Source organism: Streptomyces sp. NPDC046465, from assembly GCF_040646035.1.
GTDB lineage: Bacteria > Actinomycetota > Actinomycetes > Streptomycetales > Streptomycetaceae > Streptomyces.
The window spans coordinates 608,512-622,000 of the sequence record NZ_JBEYZK010000001.1 but is presented as its reverse complement, the minus strand read 5'-3'; the positions used below and the strand labels follow the sequence as shown (position 1 = coordinate 622,000).

General features: G+C 70.2%; 11 protein-coding genes. 4 read left to right on the top strand and 7 right to left on the bottom strand.

Translation table 11 applies throughout. The features are described from left to right. Positions 1-99 precede the first annotated feature (99 nt). The 3 genes from ABZ953_RS02775 to ABZ953_RS02765 form a co-directional block, all read right to left on the bottom strand. Complete coding sequence (locus ABZ953_RS02775; RefSeq protein ID WP_361715494.1) at positions 100-750, bottom strand: superoxide dismutase; 651 nt, start codon at positions 748-750, stop codon at positions 100-102. 212 nt (positions 751-962) lie between these two features. Next, the gene (locus ABZ953_RS02770; protein WP_361715491.1) at positions 963-2,387 is read right to left on the bottom strand and encodes an amino acid permease; all 1,425 of its coding nucleotides are present in this window, start codon (positions 2,385-2,387) and stop codon (positions 963-965) included. Between the two features lie 135 nt (positions 2,388-2,522). Then, the gene (locus tag ABZ953_RS02765) at positions 2,523-3,839 is read right to left on the bottom strand and encodes an amino acid permease (RefSeq protein WP_361715691.1); all 1,317 of its coding nucleotides are present in this window, start codon (positions 3,837-3,839) and stop codon (positions 2,523-2,525) included. A 369-nt stretch (positions 3,840-4,208) separates the two neighbouring features. Between ABZ953_RS02765 and ABZ953_RS02760 the strand changes: the two genes are divergently transcribed. Beyond that, positions 4,209-4,787, top strand: a complete 579-nt coding sequence (locus tag ABZ953_RS02760; protein ID WP_361715488.1) for a biotin transporter BioY — start codon at positions 4,209-4,211, stop codon at positions 4,785-4,787. Between the two features lie 13 nt (positions 4,788-4,800). Here ABZ953_RS02760 and ABZ953_RS02755 read toward each other — a convergent pair whose 3' ends face one another. Then, the gene (locus ABZ953_RS02755) at positions 4,801-6,060 is read right to left on the bottom strand and encodes an FAD-binding oxidoreductase (protein WP_361715689.1); all 1,260 of its coding nucleotides are present in this window, start codon (positions 6,058-6,060) and stop codon (positions 4,801-4,803) included. A gap of 234 nt (positions 6,061-6,294) precedes the next feature. Beyond that, entirely contained in the window at positions 6,295-7,824 is a 1,530-nt protein-coding gene (locus tag ABZ953_RS02750) for an amino acid permease (RefSeq protein ID WP_361715485.1), read from the bottom strand. 184 nt (positions 7,825-8,008) lie between these two features. Between ABZ953_RS02750 and ABZ953_RS02745 the strand changes: the two genes are divergently transcribed. Then, positions 8,009-8,494 carry a ribose-5-phosphate isomerase gene (locus tag ABZ953_RS02745; protein ID WP_361715482.1) on the top strand — a complete coding sequence of 162 codons (486 nt, stop codon included), beginning with the start codon at positions 8,009-8,011 and terminating at the stop codon, positions 8,492-8,494. A gap of 180 nt (positions 8,495-8,674) precedes the next feature. Beyond that, the gene (locus tag ABZ953_RS02740; RefSeq protein ID WP_361715479.1) at positions 8,675-9,487 is read left to right on the top strand and encodes a DNA-formamidopyrimidine glycosylase family protein; all 813 of its coding nucleotides are present in this window, start codon (positions 8,675-8,677) and stop codon (positions 9,485-9,487) included. Between the two features lie 38 nt (positions 9,488-9,525). On the opposite strand, the gene ABZ953_RS02735 is transcribed toward ABZ953_RS02740, so the two are convergent. Then, positions 9,526-10,755: a GNAT family N-acetyltransferase gene (locus tag ABZ953_RS02735; RefSeq protein WP_361715476.1), complete on the bottom strand. Its 1,230-nt coding sequence runs from the start codon at positions 10,753-10,755 to the stop codon at positions 9,526-9,528. Positions 10,756-10,906: 151 nt separating this feature from the next. Here ABZ953_RS02735 and ABZ953_RS02730 point away from each other — a divergent pair, with 151 nt between their 5' ends. After that, complete coding sequence (locus tag ABZ953_RS02730; RefSeq protein ID WP_361715473.1) at positions 10,907-12,091, top strand: PP2C family protein-serine/threonine phosphatase; 1,185 nt, start codon at positions 10,907-10,909, stop codon at positions 12,089-12,091. Between the two features lie 33 nt (positions 12,092-12,124). Here the strand turns inward: ABZ953_RS02730 and ABZ953_RS02725 are convergent, their stop codons facing one another. Next, a complete protein-coding gene (locus ABZ953_RS02725) occupies positions 12,125-13,336 on the bottom strand; it encodes a cation:proton antiporter (protein ID WP_361715470.1) in 1,212 nt (403 codons plus the stop codon). Between the last annotated feature and the right edge of the window lie 153 nt (positions 13,337-13,489).

Genomic DNA, 13,489 nt, shown 5'->3' with positions numbered 1-13,489 from the left:
CCTTTCCTCCATCCGCCCGCCCCGGGAAGGTTGAGAAGACGATCACGAGGCAGGACGTTCGACGGCCGTCGCCGGGGGAAGCTCGGCGACGGCCGTGTCTCAGGGAGCCAGCAGCAGGCTGTTGACCCGCTCCTTGGCGGCGGCGTAGCGCTTGGCCACGTCCTGCCAGTTGACGACCTCCCACATGGCCTCGATGAAGTCGACCTTCTGGTTCTTGTACTGCAGGTAGAAGGCGTGCTCCCAGGCGTCGAAGACCAGGATCGGCGTCGAGCCCTGGCCGATGTTGCCCTGGTGGTCGTAGACCTGCTCGACGATGAGGCGGTTGCTGAGCGGCTCGTAGGCGAGCACGCCCCAGCCCGAACCCTGCGTCGTCGCCGAGGCCTTGGTCAGCTGGGCCTTGAACTTGGCGAAGGAGCCGAAGGACTCGGTGATCGCGTCCGCGAGGTCACCGACGCCGTCCGCGGCCGTCGGCTCGCCGCCGCCGCCGTCCTTCGGGCTGTTCATGTTGTGCCAGTAAATGCTGTGCAGGATGTGACCGGAGAGGTGGAAGGCCAGGTTCTTCTCCAGGCCGTTGATGGCGCCCCACGTCTCCTTGTCGCGAGCCTCCTCCAGCTGCTCAAGGGTGTCGTTCGCGCCCTTCACGTACGCCGCGTGGTGCTTGTCGTGGTGCAGCTCGATGATCTGCGGGTTGATGACAGGTTCGAGCGCCGCGTAGTCGTACGGAAGTTCAGGAAGCGTGTAAATGGCCATGAGTCCGAGCCCTCCGACTGCTGCTCTGCTGTGGTGCACTGTTGTGGCACTGTTGCGTTGCTCAACTTATTGCAAGTCTTTCGCAACTGCAGGCTAGCAGCAGGAACGGCGCGAAGTTGATCAGCCCTTTGTCCTAGGTCCGGGCGGGAATTTCGGCGCATACGACAGAGCCCCGGACCGTGCGGTCCGGGGCTCTGTCGGCAGTTCGGCGGCTAGACGGCCGCCGCCGCCCGCTTCTCCGCCGTCTTCTGCCGCACGATGCCGATCACGGCGAGCACCAGCGTCAGCGCGCCCGTGGCGAGGAGCTGCTTGCGCGTGTCCGGCTGGTCGGTCATCAGATAGAAGACGTACGCCATCGCGGCCAGCGCCACCCACGTCAGGAACGGGAACGCCCACATCTTGATGACCAGCGACTCGGGCGCCTCGCGCTCCGTCCTGCGGCGCAGGATCAGCTGCGAGACGGCGATGAAGATCCAGACCATCAGGATCATCGCGCCGATCATGTTGAGCAGCCAGGGGAAGACGTCGTCCGGGCGCCAGTAGCTGAGCAGCACGCAGACGAAGCCGAAGACCGAGGAGGCGAGCACCGCGAGGCGCGGCACGCCGCCCGAGACCTTGCCGAGCGCCCGGGGGCCCTGACCGCGCTCGATCAGGGAGTACGACATGCGCGAGGCGCCGTAGATGTTGGCGTTCATCGCGGAGAGCAGGGCGACCAGGACGATGACGTTCATGATCTCGCCCGCGGCGGGGATGCCCAGGTGGTCGAGCGTGGCGACGTACGGGCCCTTGGCGACGACCTCCTTGTTGTCCCACGGCAGCAGCGTCACGACGACGAGCATGGAGCCGACGTAGAAGACGGCGATGCGCCACATCGCCGTGCGCACGGCCTTGGCGACGCTCTTGACCGGGTTCTCGGACTCGGCGGCGGCGATCGTGACGGTCTCCAGACCGCCGTACGCGAAGACGGAGGCGAGGAGGCCGATGATCAGACCGTCCGTGCCGTTCGGCATGAAGCCGCCCTCGCCGGTGAGGTTGCCGAGGCCGGGCGCTGAGGTGTCCGAACCGGGCAGGATGCCGAGGATCGCGAGGAGGCCGATGCCGAGGAAGAGCGTGATGGCGCCGACCTTGAGGGCGGCGAACCAGAACTCGAACTCGCCGAAGTTCTTCACGGCCGTCAGGTTCGTCACGCAGAACACCACCATGAAGAGGGCGACCCACGCCCACTCCGGGCTGTCCGGGAACCAGCCGACCATGATCTTCGCGGCGCCGATGCCCTCCAGGCCGACGGCCACGCAGAGCAGGAACCAGAAGCCCCAGCCGGCGGTGAAGCCCGCCCAGGGGCCGATCGCCCGCTCGGCGTGGACGGAGAACGAGCCCGACGCGGGGTTCGCGGCCGACATCTCGCCGAGCATGCGCATCACGAGCATGACGAGCGCGCCGGACACCGCGTAGGCGAGGACGATCGAGGGTCCTGCCGCGGCGATGCCCGCCCCGGAGCCCACGAAGAGTCCGGCGCCGATCACGCCACCGAGGGCGATCATGGAAAGATGCCGCTGCTTGAGGCCGTGGACGAGCGGGGAGTCGGCCTTGGGTGCTGCGTCAGGTGCAGTGTCCTGAGGGGTGGACGTCCGAGACATGGGCGTGCCCTGTTCAGTAGCCGAGACGGGGGAGAGAGCGGCCCACAGTCTGAGCTCCGGCACCGCTGACAGGGAACAGCTGACCGCTATACGGACACGACGCTCACACGTTGTGAAGGAATACGCACAACAAGTTCACCTGTTGTTAATGCGCGTCTCGCGCCATTCCCGCAGCCCCGCGACCGCGAGGACCAGCCCCGTCGCCCCCGCCGACCAGAGCAACTGCGGCCGCGCCGCGTCGTCCGTCAGCATCAGCACGAGCACGGCGGCCATCGCGGCCAGCGCCGCCCACGTCAGGTACGGGAACGCCCACATCCGCAGCACGAGCCGCTCCGGCGCCTCGCGCTCGATGCGCCGGCGCAGGCGCAGCTGCGAGAGCGCGATCAGCGCCCAGACGAAGAGGAGCACCGCGCCGACCGCGTTGAGCATGTAGAGGAAGACGGAGTCCGGCCACCGCAGATTGAGCACGACTGACACGAAGCCGAACGCGACGGACGCGAGGACCGCCCGGCGCGGCACCCCGCCCCCGGACACCTTCAGAAGGGCCCTCGGCGCCTCGCCGCGCTCGGCCAGCGAGAAGACCATCCGGGACGAGCCGTAGAGGTTGGCGTTGAGCGCCGAGAGCAGCGCCACGAACACCACGATGTTCATGACCGTCCCGGCGGACGGCACCCCGATCGAGTCGAGGACCGTCACATACGGGCTGGCCCCGGCCCGCTGCGCCGTCCAGGGCAGCACCGTCACGATGACCAGCATCGAGCCGACGTAGAAGAAGAGGATCCGGTAGACCGCGCTGCGCACCGCGCGGGCCACCGAGCGCACCGGGTCGTCGGACTCGGCCGCGGCGATCGTCACGACCTCCAGGCCGCCGAACGCGAAGACGACGGCGAGGACGCCCGAGACGACGCCCGACCAGCCGTGCGGCAGGAAACCGCCCTGCCCGGTCAGGTTCGTCAGGCCCACCGGGTCCGTGTCGGGGAGCACCCCGAAGACGGCGAGCAGGCCGAGCACCAGGAACGCGATGATCGCGAAGACCTTCAGGGTCGCGAACCAGAACTCGAACTCGCCGAAGTTCTTCACCGAGGCGAGGTTGGCCCCGGTGAAGACGACCATGAAGATCAGCACCCAGGCCCACTGCGGCACCGCGGGCGCCCAGCCGTTCGCGATCTGCGCGGCGCCGGTCGCCTCCACGGCGAGCACGACCACAAGGAGGAACCAGTAGAGCCAGCCGACGCTGAAACCGGCCCAGCGGCCGAGCGCGCGTTCGGCGTGCACGGAGAAGGAGCCCGAGGCGGGCATCGCGGCCGACATCTCGCCGAGCATCCGCATCACGCACATCGCGAGCGCGCCCGCGATCAGATACGAGACGACGATGCCGGGGCCGGCGACGGAGATCCCGGCGCCCGACCCCACGAAGAGCCCGGCGCCGATCACGCCGCCGAGGCCGAGCATGGTGAGGTGGCGCTGTTTCAGGCCGCCGGACAGCGGTTCGCGTCCACCCTCGGCCGGACCGGCATCCGGCAGTGCGCTGACCGGTCCGTCGGGTGGTGCGTCGTGCATGTCGCTCAGGCTGCTCTCGGGATCACAAGACTTTGGTGGGACTCCACAGTCTCCCCGGGTGGCGGCCCCTCGCGCAAAACGGGGCACCCACCCGCCGACCTCCGTGACGAGCATCACGCCGTCCGAGGTGTACATGAATTCTTTTGTACGGAGCCCACCAAGGCCCGGCCCCGGGGTTGTCACCCGGTGACCGTGTTGCCGCGGCGGCGCCTGGGATAGCGTCAACGCGTCCCACCTGCCCACGTCCCCGCGGAGTCCCCGATGAGCATCGCCGCTGCCACCAATCGCCCCGGCCAGGTCCTCGCCGACCTGCTGCCCGCGTCCCGCGTGAAGGACGCGGCTCTCGTGCTCGGCGGCGCCGCGCTCACCGGGATCGCCGCCCAGATCGCGGTGCCCGTGCCGGGCTCCCCGGTGCCGGTGACCGGGCAGACCTTCGCCGCGCTGCTCGTCGGCACCTCGCTGGGCGCCCGCCGCGGCTTCCTCTCCCTCGCGGTGTACGCCCTCGTGGGCATGGCGGGCATGCCGTGGTTCGCGCAGGCGGGCTCCGGCGCCGCCGCGCCCTCCCTCGGCTACGTCCTCGGCATGCTGCTCGCCGCCACGGTGGTGGGCGCCCTCGCCCGCCGCGGCGGCGACCGTTCCGTGCTGCGCACCGCGGGCACGATGGTGCTCGGCTCCGCGATCATCTACGCGGTCGGCGTCCCCTACCTGGCCGCCGCCACCGGCATGTCGCTGACCCAGGCCGTCGCCGCCGGGCTCACGCCCTTCCTGATCGGCGACGCCCTGAAGGCCGCGCTCGCGATGGGCGCGCTGCCCACGGCGTGGAAGTTCCTCGACCGCTGAGCGCGCACTCCGTTCAGCCGATGTCGTAGTTGTTCCTGAAGAGGTTCGCCGGGTCGTACGTGGCCTTCAACGCGGCGAGCCTCTTCAGCGTTTCCGGGTCGTACAGCCCTTCCGTCCGGTCGTTGCCACCGAAGACGAAGTTGAGCGAGCGCCCCAGGATCTGCGGCGCGAGCAGCCCGAACGCCTCCGCGTGCACCTTCCGGGGAACCTCGACGCCCGCCTCGTCCAGCGGCGACAGGAGCCGGATCAGCCACCCCGCCTCGCGGTAGGGGACCGCGTTCGGCGCGGGCCGCGCGAGGGCGCCGCCCAGGTGGTTGACCTGAAGGATGTGCATCGAGGCCGCACGGGGCCCGGCCAGCGCGAGGATCTTCCCGGCCGCCGCCACGTCGAGGCTGCTCAGGACTGCGTTGTCGCCGTAGAAGGCGTGCGGGAAGTCCGGGTCGCCGTGGATGGTGGGGCTCTCGGCGTACGGCATCTCGCGCAGCGTGTCGGACACCGTGGGCCCGAGCTCACGCAGCGGCGCCACGAGGCGCTCGCCCTCGTCCTGCGAGCCGGTGAACGCGACCCGGATCAGGACGAGGTAGCGGCCCTTGAGATGGGGCGGGAGCTGCGGCAGGTCCGGGTAGACGAGCGCGGCGAGCGACGACGTCAGCTCGTCGGGCAGGGTCCTCGTCCACTCCTCGTAGCCGCGCAGCACGGCGGCCGGGTCGACCACGGTGCCGTCGAAGGTGAGGGCGCCGCCGTACAGCCTGGCCACCGGCACGAGGCCGATCTCCAGGCCCGTGACCACGCCGAGGTTCGCGCCGCCGCCGAGCAGGCCCCAGAAGAGCTCCGGGTCGCTGTCCCGCGTGACGTGGCGCAGGACGCCGTCCGCGGTGACGACGTCGACGGAGCGGACGTGGTCGGCCGCGTACCCGAACTCCCGGCCCAGGATGCCGAGTCCGCCGCCGAGCGTGTACGAGACGACGCCGACGCTCGGCGCGGTGCCGTTCAGCGGGGCGAGGCCGTGCGGAGCGGCGGCCTCGGCCACCTGGCCCCAGCGGGCGCCCGCGCCGACGGTGACGGTGCGCGCCTCGGGGTCCACCCGGACCGAGTCCATCCGCCGGGTGTTGATCAGGAGGCCGCCCTTCGAGGGCCCCGGGACGCCGTGCCCGGTGGCCTGCACGCCGACGGGCAGACCGGCCCCGGCGGCGTACGACACCGCGGCGACGACGTCATCGGCGCTCTCCGCGCCGAACACGAGGGCGGGCCGCGTCACGAAACCGGTCTGCATTCCGGCGAGTTCGTCGTCGTACCCGTCCTCGCCCGGCCGGAACACGAGTCGCTGTGCGGTGAAGTCCACGGGAGCCTCCGTTGTCTGGTCCGACACAGTCTGGTCCGACACGGAAAGCATTACTCACCGGCACAGCGCCCTGCCGCCAACTCCTCCGTGACTCCACCGGAATTCCGGTGGACGGAGGACGGAGGACGGAGGGCGGAGGGCGGAGGGCGGAGAGCGGTGGACGGGTCAGAAGTCGGTCTGGTCGGCGGCCTGGTCCCCGGCAAGGCCCGCGCCCTGCTCGGTGGCCGCCGCGCCCACACCCGCTCCGGCGACGGCTTCCCGGGGCCTGACCTTCTCCCGTACGAGCGAGAAGGCGACCACGAACGCGGCCGCGAGGAGCGAGAGGAGGACCTGCTTGCGGCCGGTCTCGTCGGTCAGCATGTAGACGAGCACGAACGAGATCATCGCGATCGTGACCCACGTCAGATACGGGAAGAGCCACATCTTCACGACGAGCTTCTCCGGCTCCTCGCGCAGGATGATCCCGCGCATCCGCAGCTGCGTGAAGCTGATCATCAGCCACACGAAGAGGGCCACCGCGCCCGAGGAGTTGAGCAGGAAGTCGAAGACGGTGTCCTTCCACTGGTAGTTGAACCAGACGGCGACGAAGCCGAAGACGACGGAGCCGAGGATCGCGGTCTGCGGCACACCGCGGGAGTTGGTCCGCGCGAAGGCCTTGGGCGCGTCGCCGCGCCGGCCGAGCGAGAAGGCCATGCGGGAGGCGGTGTAGAGGCCCGAGTTGAGGCAGGAGAGCACGGCGGTGAGCACGATGACGTTCATGACCTGACCGGCGTGCGGGATGCCGATCGAGTTCAGCGCGGCGACGTAACTGCCGTCCTTGGTGATCGACTTGTCGTTCCACGGCAGGAGGGTGATGACGACGAGGATCGAGCCCAGGTAGAAGACACCGATGCGCCAGATGACGCTGTTCGTCGCCTTGGTGACCGCGCGCTGCGGGTCCTCGGACTCACCGGCGGCCAGTGTGACGATCTCGGAGCCCATGAACGAGAAGACGACCATGAGCACACCCGTGAGGATGGCGCCCGCGCCCTTGGGCATGAAGCCGCCCGCGTCCGTGAGGTGCGCGAATCCCTCGCCGGGGTTGTCGGACCCGGGCAGCACGCCGAAGACGGCGAGCAGACCGATGATCACGAAGCCGCCGATGGCGACGACCTTGATCCCGGCGAACCAGAACTCGAACTCGCCGTAGGAGCCCACCGAGACGAGGTTCGTGGCGGTGAGCACCAGCATCACGATGAGGGCCCAGCCCCACTGCGGGACGGCGGGTATCCAGCCGTTCAGGATCACGGCGCCCGCGGTGGCCTCCACCGCGAGGACGACGACCCAGAAGAACCAGTACAGCCAGCCGATGGAGAAGCCCGCCCAGCGGCCGAGCGCCTGGTCGGCATAGGTGGAGAAGGAGCCGGAGGCGGGCCGTGCGGCGGCCATCTCGCCGAGCATCCGCATCACGAGGACGACCATCGTGCCGACGAGGGCGTACGAGATGAGGATGGCGGGCCCGGCGGCGGCGATGCCGGAGCTGGAGCCGACGAAGAGGCCGGCGCCGATCACACCACCGATGGCGATCATGGAGAGGTGGCGGTTCTTGAGACCCGCTTTCAGGCCGTCGCCGTTGTCACCACTGTCGCCAGACCGCGGATCCCCAGGGGAACGGGGGGTGCTGTCTGCCTTCGCAAGGGAGGGTTGCGAGGTCATGGACGAATCCTTAAGTTCTCGGGTCACGAGCCCCCGCATTCAAACTCAGGGGTGAACGGGACGGAAGTCCTGAATCCGGATCGTTGTATTACGACGAAAGGCCTGGACCAAAGTCCCGACCTGGGAGATCAAGGACCTGCCCCGGTCGCGGCTACCCGCCTCCCGGCGTGCCACACTCGGACCCATGCGCGTGTACCTCGGCTCGGATCATGCCGGCTACGAACTCAAGAACCACTTGGTCGAATGGCTCAAGAGCCACGGCCACGAGCCCGTCGACTGCGGGCCCCACATCTATGACGCCCAGGACGACTACCCGCCGTTCTGCCTGCGTGCCGCGGAGAAGACCGCCGCGGACCCGGAGGCACTCGGCATCGTCATCGGCGGCTCCGGGAACGGCGAGCAGATCGCCGCGAACAAGGTGAAGGGTGTGCGGGCGGCCCTGGCCTGGAGCGAGCAGACCGCGGCGCTCGGCCGTGAGCACAACGACGCGAACGTGATCTCGATCGGCGGCCGCATGCACACGGAGGAAGAGGCGACGAAGTTCGTCGAGATCTTCCTCGGCACGCCGTACTCGGGTGAGGCGCGTCACACGCGGCGCATCGAGATGCTCTCGGCGTACGAGGAGTCCGGCGAGCTGCCCCCGATCCCCGCTGGGCACCCCCAGCAGTAGTTGACGCCACGGGGCTCCGCCCCGGACCCCGCTCCTCAATCTCCCCCAAGCTCTTAAGGAGCAGGGGGGACCCCCAAGGGGCTGAACCACCGCGGCCGACCCGCAGTGGTTCAGCCCGTCCGGCGTTTGAGGACGAGCCCTGAAGGCGATTCTTTTCACTGCGCAACCCCGGAGGGACCCGTGCCGGAGGGGTACACGATTCACCGGCTGGCGGCCGACCACAGGGAGCGGTTCGCCGGCGGACCGCTCACCGTGCGGAGCCCGCAAGGCAAGTTCAGCGACAGCGCCGCCCTGCTCACCGGGCAGGTGATGGACACCGCGGAGGCCCACGGAAAGCACCTCTTCCTCGGGTTCGCCGACACCGGGTGGATCCACATCCACCTCGGCCTCTTCGGCAAGTACACCCTCGGCGCGACCCCCGCCCCGCCCCCCACGGACACCGTCCGCCTCCGGCTCCTGAACGACGCGTACCACTCCGACCTCCGCGGCCCCACCACCTGCGCCCTCATCACGGACGACGAGAAGCAGGCGATACACGACCGCCTCGGCCCTGACCCCCTGAGGGGCACGGACGGCCCGGAGAAGGCCTACCGCCGCGTCTCCCGCAGCCGCACCACGATCGCCGCCCTCCTCATGGACCAGAAGGTCATCGCGGGCGTCGGCAACGTCTACCGCGCGGAGGTCCTCTTCCGGCACGGCATCGACCCGTACACCCCCGGCAAGGACGTCACCGAGGCGCAGTGGGGCGCGATCTGGGCGGACCTCGTCGGGCTGATGCGCGAGGGCGTACGCCTCAACCGCATCGACACCGTCAGGCCCGAGCACACCCCCGAGGCGATGGGCCGCCCGCCGCGCGTCGACGACCACGGCGGCGAGGTGTACGTCTACCGCAGGGCGAACCAGCCCTGTCACCTCTGCGGCGGCGACATCCGCACCGCGGACCTCGCGGCCCGCAACCTCTTCTGGTGCCCGGCCTGCCAACGGCCCGCCTGAGCGCCGCAGGCCCAGCGGAGACAGGCTCCGCGCCCCGGCTAGAAGTTGTGCGGCAGCCAGGGCGCCACGTCAGAGCCGAAGGCCACCGAGGCCTCGGACAGCGCCCCCTGGCGCAGCTCCCGGACCCGGCCCGCGGCCGCCAGTGACGTGAGGGACACGCCGCCGAGATAGGCGGCGCCCAACTCCCGTACGGACAGGGCGAGATCGGCCGCGTCCTCGGTGCGCTCGCACGACGCGCCCTTCACGTCGCCGGTGAGCCGCCAACGGCCCGCGTTCCAGGGGCAGAAGGAGTCCTCGACCTCGAACACCACGTCCAGCGGCGTCTGGTACGTGCGCGCCTCCAGTGCCGCGCCCACCTCCACGAGCCGCACGTGCAGCGAGTCGCGCACCGAGATGTCGCAGCGGCGGACGTCCGAGACCAGTTGCAGCAGGGCGTCGTCCACCGGGCGGTTGCGGGCGAGGACCGAGGTCGTCAGGTCGATGCCGAACAGGAACCGCCACAGCGCCGCGTACGCCGCCGGGTCAAGGGCCTCCAGAGCGCGCAGCTGGACCACGCCCTTGGGGCCCTGCCAGTGCCACTCGGGCTTCACCGCGTACCGCGCGTACCCGACGAGCTCGCCCGCCCGCTCGGCGACCACGCACTGCAGCGGTGAGGCGCCGCTCCGCTCGCCCGGCGGGTCGAGGAGCCCGAGGCGCTCCCAGCCGGGCTGCCGGGCCAGCATTCCGGGGCGGCCCGTTACCCGGCGTGCGTAGAGCGCCTCACACGCGTCGTGGACATCGGCGGGCTCCGCGTACCGAAGGTGTACGTCGTCCGTACCTGCCGGGACGGACAGATTCACCCGGCTCGTGTCGATTTCCGCCCTCATCTCCAGGGCGGCCGCGCCGTACCCGAACCGGCCGTAGATGACCGGCTCCGACGCGGTGAGCACGGCGAGCGGCTCACCCCACGCACGTACGTCGTCCAGCTGCCGCCGCATCATCGACGTCAGGATCCCGCGCCGCCGGTGCGTGGCCGCGACGCCGACCATCGTCACGCCCGCCGCGTCCACCAGGGCGCCGCCCGGCACCGCGAGACGGAAGGAGAAGGCCCCCGCCGTCCCCACGCACGCCTTTCCGTCCCACACGCCGATCGACCGGGCGTGCTCGGTGAGGACGCGCCACAGCTCCCGCTCGTCGTCCGACTCGGCGACGCCGCCGAACGCGACCTCCAGAGCCCTGTACCACGTCTCCCAGTCGCCCTCGGCGAGCACCCGCACGTCTGTCGTCATATGCCATGACTACCAGGGCAACAGGTCTGTAGCGACAGGATTTCCACGCTCCACAGAGCCTGTCGCCGCCCGTCCCCGGCGCGCCGGTGACGGGGGACAACTGGGACCTCCCGTGCGAAGTGCGCGGCCCGCTGGATAAGGTCCACGAGCAATGGCGGTACGAAGAGAAGGGCGCGCACGGCGCGAGCGTGGCGAGCGGCGTGCGGAAGCCGAGACGTTCACGGCCCGGATGAAGAAGCGTCTGCACCGGGTCCGCATCGTGCTGCGCAAATCCGGGGTCGACTACTTCCGCGGCGACGGCTCCGACTGGATCGCCCTGGCGGGCCTCCTCCTGACCATCCCCGTGATCACGTTCTGCACGATCGTCAACAACATATGGTGCGCGCCGACCGCACTCGTGCTGCCCATCGTCGCGGGCGGCCTCCTCCTGCGCCCCGCGAGCCTGCTCGGTCTGTACGCGGCGTCGGCGGTGGCCCTCATCGTCGAGTCCGTCCAGCTCGGCCCGTACACCGAGGGCGTCTCCCGGGTCACCCCGGGCACCGTCCTCGTGGTCGCCGCCTGCGGCTTCTTCGGCCTCCTCATCGCCCAGTTCCGCAGCCGGGTCGGCGTGCCCTGGCGAGGCGGCGGCACGATGCTCTTCGACCTGCGCGAACGCATCCGCGTCCAGAGCAAGTTGCCGAAGCTGCCGCGCGGCTGGCACCGCGAGATGGCGCTGCGCCCGGCAGGCGGTCAGTCCTTCTCCGGGGACTTCGTGGTCGCCGCCCGTACGAACGGCGGCCGCACCCTGGAGGCCGTGCTCACCGACGTCTCGGGCAAGGGCATGGACGCGGGGTCGCGTGCGCTGCTCCTGTCCGGTGCGTTCGGCGGCCTCCTTGGCTCCCTGCCCCCGCACGCTTTCCTGCCCGCCGCCAACGGCTATCTGCTCCGCCAGGACTGGGACGAGGGCTTCGCGACCTCCATCCACCTCGTCCTCGACCTGGAGACCGGCGACTACGAACTCTTCTCGGCGGGCCACCCGCCGGGCCTCCAGCTCAGCGCGGGCAGCGGCCGCTGGGAGGAGAAGACGGGCCAGGGCCCGCTCCTCGGCGTCTACGACGGCGCGCAGTTCGACCCCGTCAAGGGCGTCCTGCGCCCCGGCGACGTCCTGATGCTCTTCACCGACGGCCTGGTGGAAACCTCCGACCGCGACATCTCCGAGGGCATGGACCGCCTGACGGGGGAGGCCGACCGCTATGTGGCGGGCGGCTTCCACGGCGCGGCATGGCACCTCATCGAGGCGGTGGCGAAGGACGTGAACGACGACAGGGCGCTGCTGCTGATCTGCCGGGAGGCGTGAGCGGCAACTCCGCGGCGGGCGGCTCCTGAACGACTACGGCACGCTGTTCGCCGAGGCCCGTTCTTCCTTTCCGGATGAGCTGGGGCCGCCCGCGGTCACCGCGCAGTCGCGGCCGCCGGGCAGCACCCGGGCCAGCCATTCCGACCGGCCCGCGGCCAGCGGTCCGAGGACCGCGAGCAGGAGTACGTAGCCCGCGATGAAGGGGGAGAGCCGCTCGTCCAGGCCCGCGCCCGCGGCCATCGTGGCGAGGATCAGCGCGAACTCGCCGCGGGCGAGCAGGGTCGTGGAGATGTTGGCCGCGGGGCCCGCCCCGAAGCCGTACACGCGGGCCGCGCCGAGTCCGGCGAGGACGTTCATCAGGAGTGTCAGCGCTACCGCGGCGAGGACCGGCCACAGCACCACCGGCAGGTCGCCGGGGTCGATGGAGAGGCCGAACGCGAAGAAGAAGATCGCGCCGAAGGCGTCCCGCAATGGATGCACCAGCTTGCGGACGCGCTCGCCGGACGCCGTGCTGCCGACCATCAGACCGACCATGAACGCGCCGATCGCGTCGGCGACGCCGAACCACTCCGAGACTCCGGCGACGAAGACCGCGGCGCCGAGGAAGGAGATGACGAGCAGCTCGTCGTCCCGGGTGTCCATGAGCCGCCCGACGACCTTCGTGCCGAAGCGTGCGACGAGGGCGAGAAGCAGCAGGAAGCCGAACGCCTTGCCGCCGTCCATGACCGCCGCGGCGAGGCTGTCGGCGCCGGAGAGCACGGGCTGCAGGGCCGCCAGATAGAGCGCCAGGAAGATGTCCTCGACGACGATGATGCCGAGGATCGGCTTGGTCTCCGGGTTGCCGAGCCGGCCCGTGTCGACCAGGACCTTCGTGACGATCGCTGAGGACGAGATGCCGAGGACCCCGGCGAGGACCAGCGCTTCGGAGGTGCCCCAGCCGAGCGCGAATCCGAAGCCCAGGCCCGCGCCGACGTTCAGGGCGAGGTAGGTGCCTCCGGCGAGGGCCATCTTGCGGCCGCCCGTCTTGAGGTCGTCCAGGTGGAACTCGAGGCCCAGGTAGAAGAGCAGCAGGACCAGGCCGAGCGCCGAGAGCATCTCCAGGTCGTGGGGGTCGGAGACCAGGACCACGCCGGGGGTGTGGGGGCCGAGGAGGATCCCGGCCAGGATGAAGAGGGGGATGGTGGGGAGTCCGATACGGCCGCCCAGGCGGGCGAGGACGGCGGCGGCGAGAAAGGCGCCGCCCATGGCTATCAAGGTGTCTGCGTGTCCGATGGGCCCGTTCCTCCTGTGGGGTCGGTGCGAGTCGGCAGGGCAAAAGAAGCGTCCTTGGCAAAGGGAACGTCAAGAACGCGTCAATACTTAGGTTACCAAACGATCGACGCCGGGCTCCTTGCCGTA